General features: G+C 53.2%; 17 protein-coding genes. 14 read left to right on the forward strand and 3 right to left on the reverse strand.

Annotated elements, in window-relative coordinates:
* Positions 1 to 143: 143 nt before the first annotated feature.
* From pyrH to A6X21_RS09770, 11 genes are all read left to right on the forward strand, one after another.
* Positions 144 to 923, forward strand: coding sequence for a UMP kinase (gene pyrH / locus A6X21_RS09705; protein WP_068847553.1), 780 nt, complete (start codon positions 144 to 146; stop codon positions 921 to 923).
* A 214-nt stretch (positions 924 to 1,137) separates the two neighbouring features.
* The gene (gene trpB / locus A6X21_RS09710) at positions 1,138 to 2,355 is read left to right on the forward strand and encodes a tryptophan synthase subunit beta (RefSeq protein ID WP_068847555.1); all 1,218 of its coding nucleotides are present in this window, start codon (positions 1,138 to 1,140) and stop codon (positions 2,353 to 2,355) included.
* A 100-nt stretch (positions 2,356 to 2,455) separates the two neighbouring features.
* The gene (gene trpA, locus A6X21_RS09715) at positions 2,456 to 3,271 is read left to right on the forward strand and encodes a tryptophan synthase subunit alpha (RefSeq protein WP_068847556.1); all 816 of its coding nucleotides are present in this window, start codon (positions 2,456 to 2,458) and stop codon (positions 3,269 to 3,271) included.
* Positions 3,272 to 4,046: 775 nt separating this feature from the next.
* Positions 4,047 to 4,418 (forward strand): GxxExxY protein, encoded by a 372-nt coding sequence (locus tag A6X21_RS09725; RefSeq protein ID WP_068847560.1) that lies wholly within the window; start codon positions 4,047 to 4,049, stop codon positions 4,416 to 4,418.
* 544 nt (positions 4,419 to 4,962) lie between these two features.
* A complete protein-coding gene (locus A6X21_RS09735) occupies positions 4,963 to 5,547 on the forward strand; it encodes a phosphatase domain-containing putative toxin (protein ID WP_083233512.1) in 585 nt (194 codons plus the stop codon).
* A gap of 290 nt (positions 5,548 to 5,837) precedes the next feature.
* The gene (locus tag A6X21_RS24635) at positions 5,838 to 7,658 is read left to right on the forward strand and encodes an amidohydrolase family protein (protein ID WP_068847565.1); all 1,821 of its coding nucleotides are present in this window, start codon (positions 5,838 to 5,840) and stop codon (positions 7,656 to 7,658) included.
* A 178-nt stretch (positions 7,659 to 7,836) separates the two neighbouring features.
* Entirely contained in the window at positions 7,837 to 8,307 is a 471-nt protein-coding gene (locus A6X21_RS09750) for an RrF2 family transcriptional regulator (RefSeq protein ID WP_068847567.1), read from the forward strand.
* 66 nt (positions 8,308 to 8,373) lie between these two features.
* Positions 8,374 to 9,432: a sulfate ABC transporter substrate-binding protein gene (locus A6X21_RS09755; RefSeq protein ID WP_205847448.1), complete on the forward strand. Its 1,059-nt coding sequence runs from the start codon at positions 8,374 to 8,376 to the stop codon at positions 9,430 to 9,432.
* A 130-nt stretch (positions 9,433 to 9,562) separates the two neighbouring features.
* The gene (gene cysT, locus A6X21_RS09760) at positions 9,563 to 10,414 is read left to right on the forward strand and encodes a sulfate ABC transporter permease subunit CysT (protein ID WP_068847570.1); all 852 of its coding nucleotides are present in this window, start codon (positions 9,563 to 9,565) and stop codon (positions 10,412 to 10,414) included.
* Positions 10,407 to 11,276: a sulfate ABC transporter permease subunit CysW gene (gene cysW, locus A6X21_RS09765; RefSeq protein WP_013111429.1), complete on the forward strand. Its 870-nt coding sequence runs from the start codon at positions 10,407 to 10,409 to the stop codon at positions 11,274 to 11,276. The genes cysT and cysW overlap by 8 nt, the downstream gene beginning before the upstream one ends.
* 74 nt (positions 11,277 to 11,350) lie before the next feature.
* Positions 11,351 to 12,412, forward strand: coding sequence for a sulfate/molybdate ABC transporter ATP-binding protein (locus A6X21_RS09770; RefSeq protein WP_068847572.1), 1,062 nt, complete (start codon positions 11,351 to 11,353; stop codon positions 12,410 to 12,412).
* Between the two features lie 78 nt (positions 12,413 to 12,490).
* On the opposite strand, the gene A6X21_RS09775 is transcribed toward A6X21_RS09770, so the two are convergent.
* On the reverse strand, positions 12,491 to 12,766 hold the full coding sequence (locus tag A6X21_RS09775) for a hypothetical protein (protein WP_068847574.1): 276 nt from the start codon (positions 12,764 to 12,766) through the stop codon (positions 12,491 to 12,493).
* Positions 12,767 to 12,899: 133 nt separating this feature from the next.
* Here A6X21_RS09775 and A6X21_RS09780 point away from each other — a divergent pair, with 133 nt between their 5' ends.
* On the forward strand, positions 12,900 to 13,682 hold the full coding sequence (locus tag A6X21_RS09780) for an SDR family NAD(P)-dependent oxidoreductase (RefSeq protein WP_068847575.1): 783 nt from the start codon (positions 12,900 to 12,902) through the stop codon (positions 13,680 to 13,682).
* Positions 13,683 to 14,591: 909 nt separating this feature from the next.
* Here A6X21_RS09780 and A6X21_RS09790 read toward each other — a convergent pair.
* Both A6X21_RS09790 and A6X21_RS09795 read right to left on the reverse strand, forming a co-directional pair.
* The gene (locus A6X21_RS09790) at positions 14,592 to 15,326 is read right to left on the reverse strand and encodes a DUF6655 family protein (protein WP_068847579.1); all 735 of its coding nucleotides are present in this window, start codon (positions 15,324 to 15,326) and stop codon (positions 14,592 to 14,594) included.
* Positions 15,327 to 15,426: 100 nt separating this feature from the next.
* Positions 15,427 to 16,428 (reverse strand): hypothetical protein, encoded by a 1,002-nt coding sequence (locus A6X21_RS09795; RefSeq protein WP_131818269.1) that lies wholly within the window; start codon positions 16,426 to 16,428, stop codon positions 15,427 to 15,429.
* Positions 16,429 to 17,619: 1,191 nt separating this feature from the next.
* On the opposite strand from A6X21_RS09795, the gene A6X21_RS09800 reads away from it, so the two are divergent.
* Both A6X21_RS09800 and A6X21_RS09805 read left to right on the forward strand, forming a co-directional pair.
* The gene (locus A6X21_RS09800) at positions 17,620 to 20,631 is read left to right on the forward strand and encodes a vitamin B12-dependent ribonucleotide reductase (protein ID WP_369009489.1); all 3,012 of its coding nucleotides are present in this window, start codon (positions 17,620 to 17,622) and stop codon (positions 20,629 to 20,631) included.
* A 336-nt stretch (positions 20,632 to 20,967) separates the two neighbouring features.
* On the forward strand, positions 20,968 to 21,789 hold the full coding sequence (locus tag A6X21_RS09805) for a hypothetical protein (RefSeq protein ID WP_068847584.1): 822 nt from the start codon (positions 20,968 to 20,970) through the stop codon (positions 21,787 to 21,789).
* Positions 21,790 to 21,888: the final 99 nt, after the last annotated feature.

A 21,888-nucleotide genomic window follows, 5' to 3' on the forward strand; every position in this document is an offset into this window, starting at 1 on the left:
CAGCGCTTTGTGTGCCATGCTTGCGGCTCTGGGCAAGCATGCTTTCCCAACCCACAACGCGCTATTATTCCCTGAGAACCGTATAAGACATTCTGGCAGGCGGGAGCCTGCCCTACATTCTGCTAACAACTACGGAAGCTACTATGCCCACATCGCTCAGCAGCACATCCAAGCCACCCATCCAGCGCGTGCTCCTGAAGCTGAGTGGTGAGAGTTTTTGTCAGTCGGGCCAGTCAGGACTCAGTGTTCCCGAAATTGTGCTGATTGCCGAGCAGATTAAGCGAGTTGTCGCTTCCGGAGTGCAACTGGCCGTCGTTTGTGGCGGTGGGAACATTCTGCGCGGCCGCGATCTCGATGGCTTCAAGCAGACGATTTTACCTGCCACAGCACATTACATGGGGATGCTGGCGACAGTGATTAACGGGCTGGCACTGCTGGATACTCTGGAAAGTCTGGGTGTCCCTGCACGGTTGCAATCGGCCATTCGTATGGAAGGCGTGGCTGAGCCATTTATCCGGCGGCGCTGCATTCGCCATCTGGAAAAGGGTCGAGTCGTGATTCTCGCTGCCGGCACAGGGAGCCCTTTTGTGACGACGGATACCGCAGCCGCCCTGCGTTCCCGCGAGATTGATGCCACACTGCTGATCAAGGCCACCCGTGTTGATGGTGTTTATTCGTCCGATCCCCTCAAGAATCCGCATGCCGTCAAATACAGTGAGATTTCCTATCAGGATGTGCTGCGTCAGAATCTGGGGGTGATGGATGCTCAGGCGATTCATCACTGCATGGAGCAGAACATTCCGATTGTGGTTCTCAACTATCAGAAATCGGGCACGATTGAGCGAGCCATTGCCGGTGAACGACTGGGAACTCGCGTTTCGACAGTTTCCGAGTTGAACTCTGGGAATCAGACACTGAGTTGATCAGACACTGAGTTGATCAGACACTGAGTTGATCAGACAGTGAGTTGATCAGCAGGATCAGGTGGTCTGAAGTCATCAATCGCTAGCCAGAGTGAGTTTTGACAGAAGAGAGCCTGTTCCGGGTGGAAATCGTGCGAATGCTCGGAATACTTCGTAGTACGATCAGTCATCAGCGGGTGAAGAAGCAGTTTTAGAGGAAGAGAGCGACGTCAACATGTCGGCAGCCATCACTCATCCGATCTCTCAGGTCCCCGATGCCCAGGGTCGTTTTGGGGAGTTCGGGAGACGATTTGTCCCTGAGACCTTGATGTACGCCCTCGAAGAACTGGCTCAGGCGTACGAGAGTGCGAAAAAAGACCCCGAGTTTGCTGCCACACTCGAAGGCTTACTCAAGCACTTTGTGGGCCGGCCTAACCCGCTCTACTTCGCTGAACGACTCACCCGCATGAGTGGTGGTGCCAGGATTTATTTCAAGCGGGAAGACCTTAACCATACGGGTGCTCATAAGATCAACAATGCTCTCGGGCAGGCTCTCCTGACGATGCGGATGGGCAAGACCCGCATCATTGCCGAAACAGGTGCCGGCCAGCACGGTGTCGCCACGGCCACTGCCTGTGCTCACTTTGGCATTCCCTGCACAGTTTTTATGGGAGAAGAAGATGTGCGCCGACAGAAACTGAATGTCTTCATCATGCGGACGATGGGAGCCGAAGTTCGACCTGTGACATCGGGTTCCCGAACTTTACGCGATGCGATTAACGAAGCCATGCGTGACTGGATGTCTTCAGTCAAGAATACGCATTACATCATTGGATCGGTCGTTGGGCCGCACCCCTTTCCGATGATTGTTCGCGATTTCCAATCGGTGATTGGCCGGGAAGCCCGTGCTCAATGCTTCGAGATGATCGGTGGATTACCGACAGAGATCGTGGCCTGTGTGGGTGGTGGCTCGAATGCGGCCGGCATGTTCTATCCCTTTGTGGACGATGAATCAGTGCGGATTACCGGCGTTGAAGCGGGCGGTCGCAGCCCTAAGCCTGGTGATCATGCCAGTGCCCTCTCGTTTGGAAACAAAGGGATTCTGCATGGCAGCTACAGTTACGTCTTGCAGGATGAAGATGGCCAGACATCGGATGTCCATTCGGTCTCTGCCGGGCTCGATTATCCCGGTGTCGGCCCCGAACATGCCTACTGGAAAGATTCCGGCCGCGTGCAGTACACCAGTTGCAGCGATGACGAGGCTCTGGCAGCCATGCAACTGATGGCACGAACGGAGGGCATTCTTCCTGCACTCGAAACATCGCACGCCATCTCGTACACACTCAAGCGTGCCAGTGAAATGTCGCCGGATGAATCCATCGTCGTCTGCCTTTCGGGCCGGGGCGATAAAGACCTCAATGAAGTCGCACGGCTGACCGGCCAGCAGATTTAACAAAGCCATTGCATAATAGAGAGCGATTCTGGTTGGCCAGCCCTCGCTCTTCTTGCTGGCAAACTCACTGGCGAGAGAACCTCCTTCGAGAAGCTGTTTCATGTCCGAATCACCAATCACTAAAGCTCTTTCCGCCCGGCGTCTTGCGGGAGAGATGTCGTTTATTCCGTTTATTGCCGCTGGGGATCCCGATCTCCCCTCGACCATCCGGCTGATTCAGACACTCTCAACTGCCGGAGCCGATCTCATTGAAATCGGGTTTCCCTATAGCGACCCGATTGCCGACGGCCCGGTGATTCAATCGTCCTATACTCGAGCATTAGGGAAGCATCTCAAGCTGACCGATCTCTTCGCGACCATCGAGCAGGTCTCAAAAACGATCTCGACACCACTCGTGGGGATGGTGTCGTTTGCCATCATCTTCCGCGCAGGAACAGGTTCCTTTCTGGAATCCGCGAAGAAGGCTGGCTTTGCCGGTTTGATTGTCCCCGATCTCCCTGGGGATGAAGCCACAGAGTTTGCGGCACTCACAAAAGAATTTGGCATCGATCTGATTCAACTGGTCGCCCCCACGACACCCGCTGCCCGGATGGACAAGATTCTGGCCACAGCCTCCGGATTCATCTACTGCATTGCTGTGGCAGGAACGACGGGTGTTCGCGATGCCGCTGCCCACGAGATCGAGGCTGGACTGAAGCTCCTGCGTGAAAAGACGCAGCTTCCCTTGTGCGTCGGCTTTGGTGTCAGTCAGGCAGCCCAGATTGAAGCTCTCCGCGGGAAGGCCGACGGCGCGATTGTCGGTTCTGCCATTGTGAGGCATCTCGATGGTGCTGAAACACCCGCCGGGTTTGAAAAATCGCTGACCTCGATCCAACAGTTCGCCGAGCAACTCGCCGCCGCCGCTCATCACTCGTGAAGCGTGTTGATCAATTGCCAGCTACTCTCTCTACCGATTCTAAAGTAGGGCAGGCTCCCGCCTGCCGCTGCACTATTCTTTGAATCACTTTTTGTGAAGGTGTTGGATTCATTACAAGAGTCACCATCGACGGACTGGTTCCGGACGGTCACCACGAAGGACACGAAGAGCACGAAGGTAAGAACTCAGAAGATTCTCAAGACCTGAGTGATACTGATCTCGAGCTGATGACTAGCCACCGAGTTCCAAGGATTGTTCGGCAAATTAACAGGTTTTGAGTATGCGCTGCAGTTGGCCTGACATTTCTTCACAATTCTCCACAAAACCTCAACTACTTTGTCTTGCGGTGCTTTTCTCTAATTTCCTTCGTGCTCTTCGTGTCCTTCGTGGTGGAGACAACTAATATTTGCGAACGACAATTCTATGAATCACCTTTTGTGAAGGTCTTGGATTCACTACAAGAGTCACCATCGATGGATTGGTTCCGGACGGTCACCACGAAGGACACGAAGAGCACGAAGATAGGATTCGATGAAACAAGAGTTATAGAACGAATGCACCAGAGGAAGATTCGTAAACAACCTGCCACCAAGTTGAAACTCCTACACCGTGACCTGATTTTATTTTCGTCCGATCGTCGCTTTGGCCTCTGATTTTCGTCGTGCTCTTTATGGATAAAATCAATCAGCCCCCTCTCGCGCATACAATGAGATGGACAGCATAGGAGCGAAGGTCTACGGACGGAGTTCAGGCCTACACCGCAAAGGGTGCAAATGTGGAATTTGACGAACTTTCTCATCGAGTGATCGGTTGTGCTATTGAAGTTCATCGACATCTCGGGCCAGGCCTGCTTGAGTCGGCTTACGAACAATGTCTGGCCTATGAACTCAGTCGCAGTAGAATTGCCTTTCAGCTTCAGGCACCACAGCCGGTGAGATATAAAGACATGATGCTCGACTGTGGGTATCGCATTGATATACTTGTTGAGAATCGGATTATTGTCGAGTTGAAGAGCGTTGATAAGCTGTTAGGCATTCATGAAGCTCAGTTGTTGACGTATATGAGATTGGCGGAAATCAAGATTGGGCTGCTGATGAACTTCAATGTGGCTGTACTCAAAGAGGGCGTAAGACGGTTTGTCCTCTGAATTTCTTCGTGCTCTTCGTGTCCTTCGTGGTAGAAACAATCGGAAGCTGCGAATGACTTTTGACAAAAACGCTCTTTATGAATGTATTGTGTTCACCATAGGAGTCATTATCGACGGATAGGAATGTGTTAGTCACCACGAAGGACACGAAGAGCACGAAGATAGGTCTTGAAGAAGATTTTCAAGAGCTGAATGGAGCCTTACATTAACATAATGATGAATGGCGGAATTCAGTGGTTTTCTGCCGGTCAACAGGCATTGTGAATGCCCCTGGTTGGACCGGCTTCATTTTCAACCGTCAGTGAAACGTAAACCACCTCGTCCTGCTGCATTTTCCTCCACTCTCCTTCGTGCTCTTCTTGTCCTTCGTGGTAGAAACTCTTGTTACGGATGATCAGGTATGTGTGATTTTTTATGTATAGATAATGAATAGAACATAATCCAGCCGTACCAATCTTTCGGAAATCGCTCTTCAACAATAATAATCCTTGCGACTGCAACTTGATTGATACTGCAGAATCTAAAGGGAAGAGTTGGACGATCAATGAAATACGGAGTTCTGTTTGCGATTGTCGCCACATTGCTCGTCGCGTCTGCCGTGCTTCACGGAGGCTGGCGATGGCTTTTGTTGTGGCCAGCAATCAGCTTCGGTATCGTTGCCGCAGGATATCTCCATGTTGGCCCAGCGGTCTTCGGCAAATCCTCGCGAGGAGTTCTCTCTCCGGCCGCCCATTTGTTACTTCTTCCCTATCTCGTGCCAGTCTGGTTATTATGGTATACACTGCGCCTTGTAAAAAGAGAGCCGGCTTATCACAAACTCACTGAGGGGGTATTGATTGGGCGACGCCTGCTCTCGCACGAGTATCCCAACAATATCAATCATGTCATAGATCTTACATGTGAATTCAATGAGCCGATTGTCTTGCGTTCGGCTGCTTATCACGCATTCCCGATCCTTGACGGTTCTGTTCCAGCAGTTGATCAATTGGGAGATTGGGCGAGGGCGGTGGCCAAGATGTCTGGAAATATTTACATTCATTGCGCCGAGGGGCGTGGCCGAACGGGGCTGTTTTCTGCCGCGCTCCTTCTAGAGAATGGGCATTCAAAGTCGCCAGATGATGCTCTATGATACGTTATGTCCAGACGCCCCATGGTGCGATTGAATCATCAGCAAATCGCAGTTCTGTACGCATTGAAAGATGATAAATAAACAGCACTATATAAGTGAGCAGATTTATCGGATAGGCCAACCCTGGCTCCCGGGAGTCATCGCTCTGAGTGCTGCATCGTCGGAGTTTTCATACTTTGTGAGCGTCGCGACCATGAGCGGGCGGAACATGGGTTTCGGGTTGGATCCCGGCGGTCAAGTCGAGCAGTGCCGGGTCGCGGAGGGGGTGAGGCGGTTGTTATGATGGGGGTATGACGCCACACGAAGCCATGAACCGCTGTCAGCAACTGATGTCGCACGCCTGGATGGTGCGCACATTCATCAAGCACTCGCCCGAGTGCGAAGACTTTCCAGAACTGATGGGGATTGTCCGCAGTGTGTTTGATCTGTCTCGCGCCCTCGAGACTCAAGTTGAGAACCCGGAAAAATATCTGCTGATGCTGCGCCGCAAGCTGTCGAAGCTCAAGGCGAGTGTCCGGCAATTCCGGGAGGACGCCACCCGGATCAGTGACCATACAAACTTCAAGATGGCAGTGCAGTCGATTGAAGTGGTCACGAGTGACCTTGAGTCGATTCTGAAGGCGTGCCCGGTCGGGCCTCAGGCACCGCCCCCGGTGAAATTACCCGTGAGGTTACCCGGGCGTATACCTGGTGTCCTGGGTGAGACATCAATTCGACCAGTGACTGGGCCAGTTCGATCTGAGACTGGAAACGTACCAGATCGTGTAGAAGCAGAGACTGCCAGCCTGACGCCCCAACCTCGACAGGGGCGGCAGATCATCGATGTCGACTGGCTCTTTGAACCTGATGTGAGCACAGGGAGCCGAGATGCGACTGGTCGCTTTCGCATTCGTGATTGGAAGGTGGTCGAAGGGTGCCGGGTGATTGTCGAAGATGGTCTGGTGGTGGAGGTGACCACTCAGCCAAAAGGGGCACCTAAAAATGGTCGAGCTATGTTCCCCCGGTTGGTTAATGCCCATACGCATCTGGAGTTTTCCTCGCTGGAAGAGCCATTTCCTGCCCAGGGAGAGTTTGCGGACTGGATCCGTCGGGTGGTGGCAAGTCGGCAGCAGCAGAGCGTTCTGCCCGCTGAATCGATTCGGCGGGGGATCGAAGAATCGCGACAAGCTGGCGTGGGAGTCATTGGAGAGATTGCGACCGATGGCTGGCTGGAAATTCTGAGGGAGACAAATCGTGCATCGCGGAATGACTTCGGAAATGGTGCGACTTCTCCGCAGCGAGTCACAAATGCCAGGGATCTCCAGTTTGTGCTGTTTGCCGAAGTGTTGGGTTTTTCCCGAGAAAGGCAAGAGCAGACCTTGGATCGTGCACGAATGCTGGCTGCGGGATTAAAGCCAGCCGACGAAAAGACATTCAGATTCGCTTTAAGTCCTCATGCCCCTTACACCGTCCCTTTGGATCTGCTGGAGCGGATAGTCGATTTGAGTCGGTCGATGGGAAATGTCCCTGTGGCAATGCATTTGGCCGAAAGTCTTGAGGAGATTGAACTTCTGGAACATGGGTCTGGCCCCTTGGCCACCATGCTGCAAGACTTCGGACTGTGGCCATCTGGACTCTTTGGTGGCCGCTCGATCGATGATTATCTCGATCGACTGCAGTCAGCCACTTGCGGATTGATCATTCATGGAAACTATCTGACTTCGGCCCAGATGGATCGGCTCCAGAATCAGCCTCAGCTTTCGGTGGTGTGGTGCCCGCGAACCCATGCGGCTTTTGGACATGCCCCGTATCCACTTCAGGAATTAATGAGTCGCGGCATCAATGTGGCTCTCGGAACCGATAGCAGAGCGTCTAATCCTGATTTGAGCCTGTGGAAAGAGATGCAGTTCATCGGCAGGGTTTTCCCGGAGATGTCGAATCTGCAATTGCTGGAAATTGCAACTGTGAATGGATTTACGGCTCTCGGATACGATCTGGAGACCTCTTTGGAATGTCTCAATCCTGCTCCGGTGGGTAGCCGTCCGGCCTGGACTTTGATTCATGGGGAACAATCTTCTCCACTGAGTCAGCAGGCACTGCACAAAACGCAGATCATCTCTGAGGGGCGATAGCTCCTGCCGAACGTACGTGGGTCACAGGCTGAGAGACAGCGATCTCCCGTCAGGCCAAATCGTCACTGAACATTGACATTTTTGCCCTGGCGGCGATAAATTCCTACTACATAGGTGATGATTCCTGTTGGCGGGCATGCCTTCGTTTCGAAGTGCGTGGTAGGAGAAGAGATACGCGATGAAGCTTTCGCGGAAATCTGATTATGCCTTACGGGCACTGGTGACGCTGGCGATCCGTCAGCGGGAAGGCGGGCCACCCACGCCTGTGCGAGAGCTTGCCAAGATTAATGACATTCCGCGGCGGTTTCTCGAAATGATCATGCTCGAGCTGAAAGCGGCTGGTTGGGTGACAAGTGTGGCTGGCCGGATCGGCGGGTTTCATCTGGCGGTTCCGCCAGAGAAATTGTCGATGGGGCAGGTGGTGCGCTTGTTTGATGGCACTCTGGCACCTTTGCCTTGTGTTTCAGTGACACATCACGAGGTTTGTTCACAGGAAACATCCTGTCGATTTCGTCGCGTGCTCCTGGATATTCGCAATTACACCGCCCGGCGGATGGATCAGGCCACACTCCAGGCGGTCGTCGATTCACAACCCGTGATGAGGGAAGAGATCTTCGCAGTCGGGTTTTCCGGTGGCGATGGAATCTGACGTTTTTGTCTGATTTTTCACTGAGAACGAGCTACGAACTGCGATCAACAAGAGGCCATAGAAGAGATGACAATCCACTCGTTCAAGACAGTCTCTGCGAGAAGTCTCCACTGGTTGGCAGCGCTGATGACGTTGACTGCGATTGGTATGAGCCTGGCCACGACCGGGTGCACAGGAAAACCTGCGAACAGTCAGGAACTGCTCCACGTTTCGTACGACGTGACTCGCGAAATCTGCACGGCGGTGAATGAGAAATTCATCAAACGTTACGAAACAGAGACGGGCAAGAAGCTGACAATTAAACAATCGCATGGTGGATCTTCGAGCCAGGCACGTTCCGTGATCGACGGCTTGAAGGCCGATGTCGTTTCGCTGGCATTATGGATCGACATTAACGCTATCGCCAAATCGGGACTTATTGAACCCGGCTGGGAAAATCGATTGCCCAACGAGTCGATTCCTTATTTTTCGACCGTCGTGTTTGTGGTGCGAAAAGGAAACCCGAAGAACATCAAGGATTGGCCCGACCTGGTTCGTGAAGGGGTGGAAGTGATTACTCCCAATCCCAAGTCTTCAGGGAATGGCAAACTGAGTTTCCTGGCGGCGTGGGGAAGTGTCACCACACGTGGTGGGAGCGACGAAGAGGCCATGAAGTATCTGACCGATCTGTATCGGCATGTCCCTGTCCTGGAATCGGGAGGTCGCGGTGCGACGACGACTTTCTTAAATAAGCGCATTGGCGATGTGCAACTGGCCTGGGAAAACGAAGGATATCTGGCAGTCAAAGAGAGCAAAGGCGAGGTTGAAATTGTCTATCCGCCGGTAAGTATTCGAGCTGAACCTGTAACAGCCGTCGTGACATCCAACGCTAAAAGGAAAGGAACTACAGAGACGGCTGAAGCCTATCTGAAGTTCTACTTTGAACCTGAGGTGCAGAAACTGATTGCCGAGAATTTCTTCCGGCCCAGTGATCCCCAGGTAGCCGAAGAGTTCCAGGAGAAGTTCCCACCACTGACCATGTTTCGCGTGACGGATATTTCGAAGGGCTGGGATGACGCACAAACGAGGTTCTTCAGTGAAGGGGCCTTATTTGATCAGATCTCGAAACTGGCAGCGAAACGATAGATCTCGATGGGAGTGCTATGGATCTGTCGAAGACGATCAGCCAACTTGCGAGTTGGAATAGAGAATCATCCGGGGTTTGACAACGAAAAAGCGGTTGAATGCAACCGGTGGACTTGAGGCCAATAAGTTGATGTCTTCTGCCATATCATCTCCTCCGTCAGGGAGTCTCAAGAAACGCCGTGTCCTTCCCGGACTGGGCCTGAGCCTGGGTTATTCCATCACGGTTTTGACTCTGCTGCTCTTCATTCCACTGGCGGCCTGTTTTGCGAAAGCCGCCACACTCACACCATCGCAGTTCTGGGCTGCCGCCTGGAGCGAACGAGCCCAGTCAGCATACTTCGTGACGTTTTTCTGTTCGCTGATTGCCGCGATCATCGATTCGATTATTGGTGTCATTCTGGCCTGGGTGCTGGTGCGGTATCAGTTTTTCGGGAAACGGTTTATTGATTCGCTGATCGACCTGCCGTTTGCCTTACCGACCGCCGTTGCCGGGCTGGTCTATGCGAATATGTATGCCGAGCACGGCTGGTTCGGAAAGTGGCTGGTCCCGTGGGGCATCCATGTGGCGTTTACCAAGCTCGGGATCATTCTCGTGCTGGTCTTCGTGGGCCTGCCTTTCGTCGTGAGAACAGTTCAGCCTTTGCTGGAGACTCTCGATGACGATCTCGAAGACGCTGCCGAGTTATTGGGCGCCACGCGCTGGCAGACACTTTCGATGGTGATCTTCCCGGCGATTCAGCCAGCTTTGCTGACAGGTTTCGCTTTGACGTTTGCCCGGGCCATTGGCGAGTTCGGCTCGGTGATTTTTATCTCTGGTAACCTGCAATACAAAACCGAAATTGCCCCGTATCTGATTGTTTCCCGGTTGGAAGAATATGCCTATGCCGAAGCGACGGCTGTTGCCGTCGTGCTGATTGTGATCTCACTGATCCTGCTGGTGATCATTAACGGACTCGAACGCTGGAACCGCCGCTATGACTGAACCCGCCCGCCGCGGCTTCAGCCGCTCACGAGAACCTGCCTGGTTAAAATGGCTGCTGATCGGGATCGTGTACCTGATTGTTGTGGTGCTGATTATTGTGCCGCTGCTGCAGGTCTTCTCGATTGCCCTTTCTGCCGGGTGGAATGCCTTCGTGCAGAAAGCACTGGTCGATCCCGATTCGCTGCATGCGATGTGGATGACGTTTGTGGTCAGCTCGATTTCGGTAACGATCAACATCTTCTTTGGCGTGGCGTTGGCATGGGCTGTGGCCAGGTTTCAATTCCCTGGCCGGACGCTCCTGATTTCGATGGTCGATCTGCCATTTGCGATTTCACCAGTCGCGGTGGGCCTGATGTTCATGCTTTTGTTTGGCCGGCAAGGTTTTTTTGGCAGCACTCTGGAAGAGTGGGGCATCGAGATTGTGTTTTCGACGCCAGGGCTGATTCTGGCGACGACGTTTGTGACCCTGCCCTTTATCGCGCGGGAATTGATCCCGGTGATGGAAGCCATAGGCCCGGATGAAGAACTGGCAGCGATCACGTTGGGAGCCTCCGGCTGGCAAATGTTCTGGCTGGTGACCATCCCGAATATTCGCTGGGCGTTGCTCTATGGTGTGATTCTCTGCACAGCCCGAGCGATGGGCGAATTCGGTGCTGTCTCGGTTCTTTCCGGGAAGATCGCAGGTTCGACTGAGACGATGCCACTACGCGTTGACAAGCTCTTTCATGAACATGATGAACCCGGTGCCTTTGCGGTCGCCTCGATTCTGACACTGTTTGCTCTGATGACACTCATTGCGAAAGCAGCACTCGAGCACTGGGTGCTGGCCTCGATCAAGAAACCCGATGCCGACGAGTTGTAACTGCGAAGAATCGGATCACTGGAATACAGACAAACGGTCACTGCGAACAGCAGCTTGAATATCTGGAATAGCGTATGTCCATTCGTGTTGAACAGGTCACAAAACGATTCGGTGCTTTTACGGCACTCGACCGCTTGACCGTAGAAGCCAAAGGTGGCGAACTGCTGGCATTGCTGGGTCCCAGTGGCTCCGGGAAAACCACACTGCTGAGAATCATTGCTGGTCTCGAGCATGCTGATGAAGGTGTGGTCCGCTACGAAGAAGAAGATGTGACTGGCACCCATCCCCGTCAGCGCGGAGTGGGCTTTGTCTTTCAGCACTACGCTCTGTTCCGTCACATGACCGTCTTCGACAACATTGGCTTTGGTATGCGGATTCGGAAAGAATCCAGGCAGGTCATTACACAGCGTGTCCGCGAACTGCTGCATCTGGTGAGGCTGGAAGGGCTCGAAAATCGCTTCCCGGCACAGCTTTCGGGCGGACAAAGGCAACGTGTGGCTCTCGCCAGAGCGCTCGCCGTGCAGCCGAAGGTGCTCTTACTCGATGAACCCTTTGGCGCTCTCGATGCCAAGGTTCGTCAGGAATTGCGGCAATGGCTACGCCAATTGCACGATGAAGTCCCGATCACCACGATTTTCGTGACTCACGACCAGGAAGAGGCGTTTGAAGTTGCCGACCGGGTGGTGGTCATGAAATCAGGAAGGATCGAGCAGGTCGGTTCCCCGCAGGAAGTGTTCGACCACCCGGCCAATCCGTTTGTGATGGATTTCCTGGGCCATGTGAACGTGTTCCATGGACGAGTTCACGATGGCAAAATGGTGGCAGGTGGAATTGAGTTTAATGCTCCGGAAAACTCAGCCAACGCTCCCAACGCGACGGCCTATGTCCGACCGCATGATGTCGATCTCACGCGGATTCCTGAAAGTACCGAATCAATCCGTGTGAAAATTCTGCAGATTAACCCTGCGGGAGCCGTTGCCCGTGTCCGCTGCTATTCGGAGGAGTTTGGCATCACTCTGCAGATCGACTTGAGCCGAGATCGCTATCTGGCACTGAAACCCGTGGCTGGCGAGGAATTATTTGCCTCACCACGTCATGCCCGGATCTTCTCGCCTAAGGAAGATTACTCGATCTGAGATGCTGCCCGGGAAAATGACGGCCCGTTGATCGAATGATCGGTGGCAAAGATCGCGTGGCGATGCGATTCAGGTGTGCTATTTGAGTTTGACTCGCTTGAACTCATTGTCACGAGCCCCCTCGTTCGTCGGAGCAAAATCTTCCCAAACCTGGCCGGTGGCGGTGTCGAGCACATACGCATGGCCGGGAATTCCTGCAATCTGATACCGGCCCACGACAGAGGAATGACCAGTCCCGACACGCGGCACAGCCATTGGTTGGGCCCTGGCGGCCACATATGAAGCCAAAACAACAGCCCCGCCCAAAGTCAGCCCAAAACTGATTCCCAGAACTGCCGCACTTTTCGAATCCATGATGTGTTCCTCGAGGGAAGGGAGTTCGCCACTCGCCTGCTCTCAGTAGAAATGTTAAGTTATTTCGGAAAAGAGCTTTACAAAACAGCCCGTTCATTAGACCGATCTTGTGTTGGCACTGAAAAGACACAATATGAAACTTCTAGGCAAAAATGCATTGGTCACTGGTTCGTCTCGCGGGATTGGTCGAGGCTGTGCGATTGAGTTGGCACGGGCTGGAGCCAACGTGGCGATCAATTATTTCAGCAATCGGGACGAAGCCGAATCGCTCGCTCGTGAGATTGAAGCACTGGGACGGAAGGCCGTGATCTTTCAGGGCGATGTCTCACAGCAGGAGGTGATTGAACGCATGATCGACGAGACCGCCCAAACGCTGGGCAGTCTGGATTTGTTTGTCTCGAATGCGGTCTATAGTGATCGTGAGCCAATGCTCAAAGCCAATCTTGATGGGTTCCGCCGCACGATTGATGTCTGCATGTGGGGTGCGTTTTACGGCGTGCGCGCTGCGGCTCTGAAAATGGTCGCTCAAGGTCAAGGCGGAGCGATGGCAGTCATCAGTTCACCACATGCCGTCATCGCCATCCCGACAGCCATGGCCTATAACATGGCAAAGGCGGCGATCGACCACATGGCCCGCACTGCGGCTATCGAACTGGCACCCCATCGCATTCGTATCAATATCATTCACCCCGGTTGGATTGATACGCCTGGCGAACGTAAGTTTTTTACCGAAGAGCAATTAGCCGAAGGCGCCAAAAAACTACCTTTCGGACGGCTGGGACAACCTGAAGAGATTGGAAAGGCCGTGGCATTTGCACTCAGTGATGATGCCGCCTATATGACAGGTAGTACACTTCTGATCGATGGTGGTGTCAGCCTCCCCTGGTGGTCAAATCGGGAGTCTGGCCAGCAATAGTGCTCTCAAACTGCCGCATGGGACAATCACTACGACCGATTGTTGAGTAGATATCGTCTGATTGATAATTCCTGGATCTTGACTTGTGAGTCAATTACTGGCGGGAGACGGCTGTGACGCTGATGCTTTGCCGCCAATGTCTGAACTGGGAGTCACCGCAATATGGACGGTGCCCCTTCTGTGCAGGCGTTTTGAATCTTGCTGAACCTGACCTGACAACCGGTGAGCTTGCTGATCGATTTGGCGCTGTACTACTCGAACAACCATCGATTGCCATCAAGCGCAGGCAGTCGTTGGTCCATGGGTCAATGATCCTGACATCGATTGGTTTGGCCTGGCTACCAGAAATTGAATGGATTGAGACGCACAAAATCAGTTTCAAAACAGCGTCGCATCGAACCTGGTGGAGTCTTGGTTTCTGCTGGAGGCAACAGGGTTCGTTACCACAGCGAATATCAACAGAGAAATCGCTTCATCCTGCAGGTCAAACATCATTCACGAATGATTCGCAGCCACAAACGCTCGACTCATCTCCTACAAAGATGCCATCGACGACTCTTCCAGGAACCATCACACCTCTTGAACTCGCGACCCGCTGGATGGAACGTCCGACAGCCTTGTGGTTACCCCGCACCAGAATCGTGAGTTTAAAAATTCAGGGCCGCAGGATGTCGCTGGTGATCCAACCCAATAGCAAGGTCAGTTTTTATCAAATAGGGCGACCAACAACGATGTGGCCAACACATTTTGAGAACTGGTTCAAAGACAGCCTGAGTAGCTCATATTGAGCAGTACGGTTCGTTAGCTATGTAGGGTGCATGGAGTTCCGACGTAATGCACCAATTAGAATGTTTTTTTCCTCAACTGGTGCCTGGGCCGGCACCCGACGAGAGGTACGCTGTTTAACAACTAGTCGGCCGGTCGCTGGTCGCCGGTGAGTTGGACTGAGCCTTCCGCGTCAACATCCCGGGCAATGGCCAAACCCATAGGCCGTGTTCCACGAAAAGCGACTTGTGAGGGGAGTTGTTGAGCGGTTGTGGCAGGGGGTGTGGCGGTTCGCTCCACTTCCTCTTTGACGGTACCGTAATGATAAGGCCCGACACCGAAAACGAAGATGTTGTTATCATCCGATTGTGCTGATGAAACGCCTCCCTGGCCCAGAAGCTGCTTACTTTTGGGATCGTAAGCCAGTAACCCCAGTTTCGCGGTCGCGGTTTGGCGCGACCGGCTGACAAGTCGCACTTCAGGAAGTGTCAGCATCCCAGGGAGTGTAATCTCGGGTGAACCGATAAATGAGTCTGCCGAATCAGTACCGATAGAACCCGACCGCAGTTCGAGGACAATATCAGCGTCTTCAGCTTTCGCGACGATATTCGCCCCAGCCAGCATGGCGCGATGACGTAGCGAACCCACCAGGTAGGCTTTATCGACCCCTTCGAGATATTTTTCCTCGATATAGAGGTTCGCTCCTTGAATTGTCGACAAATCGACCTTTTCGAGAGCATGATCAATTGCGTTGGAAATCAGTAACTGCTCACGTGCCGTACGGGCGGTATTCGTCGTCTTAGTCGATGTACATGCCAGTGGAGTTACCACCAGACCACAGCAGATAGCCCAGTTCAATATCGTCTGTGTTTTCATCATGTTATTCCTGTTTCACCTTGAATCACAGGTGAACGCCAGACGCACGTGTGCAGAGTCTGTATTGATAAGTAGGGATGTTTTAGGATTTGAAATGAGGGGTTTACTCTTCTTTGCGGCGGCGCACAGGACGTCCGGCAGTCGTCCTGGACTTCGTATACAGTCGATTGCGGGCGTAATGAGGAGCCTGCAGATGCGACTCTCTCTGTGCTATTTCAAGTCGCAGGATCTTTTCGCCAAGTGTCTGAATGCGCGTGGCCACTTCGTCTGTCGTCTGTTCCATCCCAGAGGAAACTAATGTCACAACCCCCAGAAAGAGCAGCATCTGGCCTGCTGTGGTCATGAGCCAGCCAGTCGGTGCATGCTCGACGGGGCCACCAAAATGGCTCCAAAGCACAAGCGACGTTCCACAGGTCAGTAAGGCCACACCCAGATAGGCACAGACCTGACCAGAAACAATTCCCCAGTTAAATGGCCTTTCCGTTTTCGCTTGCTGCAGACTGGTCAATTCTTTCTGGAGATGAGCCTGAGTGGGCGATGCGTGCATAGCGTGGGAAGAGTACTGTTCCTGCTCAAGTTCCCTCAGAAGTCGCACATCAAAATGTGGACCACGTCCGGCCATTCGCGACTGCTGTTGATCAAAGCGACGCTGAACTGACTTCGCGTCGGTGCGCCGCTTGGGGCGATGTTTCGGCTTGGGTGGTGCTCCATCACCATGCGAGAGATCGACCCGGCGAGCAGCCTGCGGATGAACAGGAAGTGTCTCTGCCGCATAAGGAGGAGTTGGAGCATCGTTGATTGGGAAGTTCGATGCCGCGGTTGAAGTTTTTGTTGGCAACTCAGCGGCAGGCTCGCGGGTGCTGGAATGAGGTGCTGGCGTCTTGCTGGTTCGCAAAGGGCTGGCAGACAGATCCGGGAGTAAAGGACGATCGAGGGATTCCAGTGCCTGAGGTGTCGACCAGCGGGCCAGTACGTCGCGCACATTACGCGTTGAGGTTTCGTCGCGAAGAAGATTAAAGCTCGCTGATGCAGGTAAAGTCCCGATCGGATTGGTTTCTTGATCCTGCGGTATCGCGGGTGTTGAGAGCCGGGCGGCCAGTGTCATTCCGCAATGCGTGCATCGTGAATGCCGGTGATCCGGCATCAACACAGCAGCAACATCGGCTTGGCACTGAGGGCACCACATGGAAAGTTATCCGCAGAGCGGGGCGAAAGCGGTAGGAAAAGAGCGGCAAACGTGAAGGGCGGCAGACGGAAAGAGCCGTCGGCAGGGTCGGTGAAAGGCGGGATGACATCGTCAGGGCAGGCAGGTGACGATCACTCACAAGCATTCGCCTGATGAGAAATCTCCTGGGCAGGTTACGAGACAATGCCTTGGAGCAGCAAGGTGAACTCACCCCAGTAGGAGCGGCAGTTTTTGCGGCCTGGCTCACGTTAACGATGGCAGTTCAAAGGTTTTGAAAAGCCGATGTGCGTCTTCGCAAAGTTCGCATGTCCGTTCAGAACTATCGAAAACACCTGAAAAACAAGGGTTTTTGATAGATATTCCCTCGATTTGGCAGACTGTTCTGGGCCGAAGCAGCGAGTTGACGAGATTGCTTGCAAGTCGTCTTTCGAGAACCTGGGAAAACTGCGCAATCCTTCTCAGGGAGTGTTTGTGAAGCGATCTTCACGGCCAGAAATTCTCTCACGGCTGGTAAATCCAAAATCCACCATCACTTGTGGTTGATCGAGCCACTTGACCCACAAGATTGAGTGCGAAGAGAGCTTGACAATCTTTTCTGGCGGGGTATCGTGGGGATCATCACAGCAGTCAACATCTTGTTGCTGCTATCATTGATTCACACAAGTAGTAGTGGTTTTCTGTCGAAAAGATCTCTATGGGCGATCTGCCCTGATGCCGGAGCAAGGACTGCGTTCTGTACCGGTATGGAACTTTCACCCAATTACGCTTCAGTGCCCCAGAACTATGAAAGTCGTGGTGCAAGAGTAGGGCTGTAGCAGTGGTTCTATGACACCTGAAAAGTTGTCACTTCGTGATTTTGCGGCCGAGCAGTGATGCGACGCCGGTTTTGTGAGTTTCCACTGTACTGAAAAGCAGGCACTGGCCGATAGATGTGTCTGTTTGTGCGCAGTGATATAATGTATAGCCTGCTGGTATGGCAGGCTGATTTCCAACCCCTAACCCATGGATATGGAGTGCACGATGCACGAACAAAAAGGACTTGCGACGTCTGAACTTTCCCCCGTCGGCCTCCGTCCGACAAATGCCCCCAGCACCCGGCCTGGTTTTCCGATGGGAACATCGCGACCACTTCCGGAAGCTGCACCCATGCGAATTCGTCCTGAGTTCTGCCCCGAAGGTGTCGATCCTTTTTCGACCAGTGAATGGGAACTCCGTTCCGCCTTCATTAAGGACGAAAACGGCAAGGTGCTGTTCGAGCAGAAGGATTGCGAAATTCCTGCTCACTGGAGTCCATTGGCCACCAACGTCGTCGTCAGCAAGTACTTTTATGGCGAGCACGGCACTCCCGAACGCGAAACCAGCGTTCGGCAGGTAATCAATCGCGTCGCCCGCACGATTGCCGACTGGGGTATCGCCGATGGCTACTTCGCCAGCCGGGAAGATGGCGAGAACTTCTACAACGAGCTCGCCTGGCTCTGCCTCCATCAGTACGGCAGCTTCAACTCGCCCGTGTGGTTTAACGTCGGGCTCTACCATCAGTATGGTGTGGCTGGTTCTAAGGGGAACTACCGCTTCGACCTCAAGACTCAAGAGGTCGTCCGTGCGGAGACTTCCTATGAATATCCTCAGGCCAGCGCCTGCTTTATTCAGTCGGTCGATGACAACATGGAAGACATCATGCGCCTCGCCACCAGCGAAGCGATGCTCTTCAAGTTCGGCTCCGGTACCGGGACAGATCTCTCCTCCATCCGCAGTGCGAAAGAAAAACTTTCGGGCGGTGGTACTCCTTCCGGTCCACTCTCGTTCATGAGAGTTTACGACCAGATTGCGGCTGTTGTGAAATCGGGCGGCAAGACACGCCGGGCAGCCAAGATGCAGTCGCTCAAGGACTGGCATCCAGACATCCTCGAGTTCATCCAGTGCAAGCTCAAAGAAGAGAAGAAGGCTCGCGTTCTGATCGAATCCGGTGAGTACGATTCGAACTTCAACGGCGAAGCCTACGGCTCGATCATGTATCAGAACGCCAATCTCTCAGTGCGACTGAGTGATGAGTTCATGCGGGCCTACGAAGAAAACAAAAAATGGGTCACTCACTGGGTGACGGACGCCACCAAGCCCGGCCCTGCCTACGAAGCTCGCTACGTCATGCGACAAATGGCAGAAGGTGCCTGGCACTGTGGTGACCCTGGTGTTCAGTTCGATACGATCATTAATCGCTGGCACACCTGCCCGAACGATGGTCGCATCAATGCCTCGAACCCCTGCTCGGAATACATGTTCCTCGATGATACCGCCTGTAACCTTGCCAGCCTGAACCTGCGTAAGTTCCAGCGGGAAGATGGTCGCTTCGATGTCGAACGCTACCGTGCCGCGATCAATATCTTCTTGACAGCACAGGAAATTCTGGTTGATCACGCCAGCTATCCAACTCCACAGATCGCTGCCAACAGCCACAAGTACCGTCCTCTTGGTTTGGGCTATGCAAACCTGGGCAGCCTTCTCATGTCGATGGGCATTCCTTACGACAGTGCGGCTGGCCGCGGGATCTGCGGAGCATTGACCTCTTTGCTCACCGGTCAGGCTTACCTCACTTCTTCGCGAATTGCCGCTTTCGCCGGACCATTCGAGGGCTATCGCAACAATGCCGATCCAATGCTTCGCGTGATGCGTATGCATCGCGATGCCGTCGATCGCATCGATTCGTCCTGCCCCGAAGAACTTCGCAAGGCCGCCGAAGAAGTGTGGGATGATGTGGTTGATAGTGGTCGCCGCTTCGGCTTCCGCAACAGCCAGGCCACAGTCCTTGCACCGACCGGAACCATCGCCTTCATGATGGATTGCGATACGACAGGCATTGAGCCCGATATCGCTCTCGTCAAGTACAAGCAATTGGCTGGTGGCGGCTTGATGAAGATCGTCAATCGCACAGTGCCACTCGCTCTGAAGACCCTTGGCTACGATTCCCCCGAAGTCGAGCGGATCGTCAAGGCCATCGAAGAGCACGACACCATCGAAGCGGCGACCGATCTTTCACCAGATCATCTCGCGGTCTTCGACTGTGCTTTCAAGCCTGCCAGTGGAACACGCAGCATTCAGTGGCGTGCTCACATCAAGATGATGGCAGCCGCCCAGCCGTTCCTCTCGGGTGCGATTTCCAAGACGGTCAACATGCCGGCCGATTCGACAGTGGAAGATATCGAAAAGGCTTATGCCGAAGGCTGGCGACTGGGCCTCAAGGCTCTGGCTGTCTATCGCGACGGTTCCAAGCAAAGCCAGCCACTCAACGTGAAAAAGGGTGCCGATGGCAGTAAGGAAGTGGCTCCAGGCCAGCCTGTGCGCCGCCGCTTGCCCACCACCCGCCACTCGCTTACGCATAAGTTCTCGGTGGGCGGGCATGAAGGTTACATTACTGTCGGTCTGTTTGAAGATGCCACACCGGGCGAACTCTTCATCAGTATGGCAAAAGAAGGTTCAACCATTGGCGGCCTGATGGATGTCATCGGGACGGAAACCTCGATGTGCCTCCAGTACGGCGTGCCGCTGGAAGTTCTGGTCGAGAAATTCTCGCACAGCCGATTCGAACCTTCGGGCTGGACACAGAACCCGGATATCCCGAACGCGAAGAGTGTGGTTGACTACATCTTCCGCTGGATGGCAATCCAGTTCATGCCAGGCTTCCGCGAGGCCAACGTCCCGCGGCGAGCCGAAGCGGCCTCTGCTGAAGAAGGCGAGAGTGCCGAAAGTCATCGCGTGGCCGGGGCCGCACCTGCGACTCCGGCCGGCAAAGCAGCACACGGCTTGAACGGCAGCCTGAAGCCGGAGATCAAGGGGAGTGACAAGCTGCCAGCGTCATTGGAAAAGCGAATTCACGCACCTCTGCCAACCTCCGGGACAAACGGCAGTCATACCACCAACGGGCACACGTCTAACGGTCACGCCAGCCATGGCAAAACCAATGGAAGCACGCAGAGTGAACTGAATGTTCTGGATCAATCCCGGAGCCAGCAGTTCAGCCGCTTCCAGACCGACGCCCCCGCCTGTAGCAATTGCGGGTCAATCACCGTAAGAAACGGAGCCTGCTACCTCTGCCACAACTGCGGAACCAGCCTCGGCTGTAGTTAATACGATGCTAACGAGAAGGCCCCGACCAAAAGTCGGGGCCTTTTTTCATAGATACACTCAACTCGATGCGGTTCTGCATTTTGTAGGGTGCATGGAGTCTTCGGAATGCACCAGAATTCAAAACCAAAAGCAACTTAACTTGTTCAGCTGATACTATCCAAGGCTGTAAACGATCTTCGCACAATATTCTTCGCCCAATTAGTGATCCGCTTGCCCAGTCAACACGTATAAGTAATTGAAGAAAAAATACAAGAATCATCAAACCACTTCGGTTCATGCACCTGGATTCAACGTTAACTACGAACTTCACAACACCACCATCGCAAAAGTCGCCTCATGAATCACAGCATCCTGAGCTCACTAAAGACTTTTGCGGTAAGAAACTATCGCGATGCTATCCTGATTACCATCAGCTCCTTAGCAGGATGGTTCGTATCTTTTATCGACCGCGAAACGTCGAGCATCAGCTGTACAACAGCACAAATGGCAACTCTCGATGATTTGTTCGGTGAATCCAGCGGGCTGATAATTGAAAATGTAAAAACAGGCACCAAGACCGTACCACAATCATGTGAGGTAAGGCATGTGCTCTTCAAGAATAGTGGCCGTAAGCATATCACTCCTGCTGATGTAGACCCACGAGACACTCTTGGATTTAAGGTTGTTGACGCTGTAATCATTGGGTCCCCCAAGGTTATCAGTGCTTCCAGCGAAAGCTTACGTCAAAAAATTAACATGACACAGCCTGGAGATATAGACTTTTCCGTCTTTGGAGGAGCCTCAAGTGAATATTCTCCTACTAATACTCTGGGTCGGTTTTCCGAAATCCGATTTGATCCCATGATGCTCGACGGTGGCGAATGGTTCGAGGTTCGCTTTTTGTTAGCCAGAGATCTGAAAAGGTCCCCAACGTTTATTGCTCTCGGAAAAGTCTCTGGAATTGATTGCTTATCAATGACGAATGTCGAGACGACTTTGTCGTCGAAAGACTCGAAGGCTATGGAGTCATGGATTGCCACAACCATTACTCCACTATTGATCGTTGTGGCAATTACACTGGCTGCTGTGATTTGTTATAAGGAATACTATGCAAAAAGGGTGATATCTCGTAAGAATAATGTTGCCGCGTCTGAAAAAGCAGATGCGAATCTACTTTAGTTTATTATAAGTATAGTACAGGAAGCCTTAGGTGCGAATCAGCGTTTATGCTTTACGCCAAATTGGCGCATTGCCAAGCATGTTGCCCGAAATCGATTC

The sequence above is a fragment of the Planctopirus hydrillae genome, assembly GCF_001707835.1.
GTDB lineage: Bacteria > Planctomycetota > Planctomycetia > Planctomycetales > Planctomycetaceae > Planctopirus > Planctopirus hydrillae.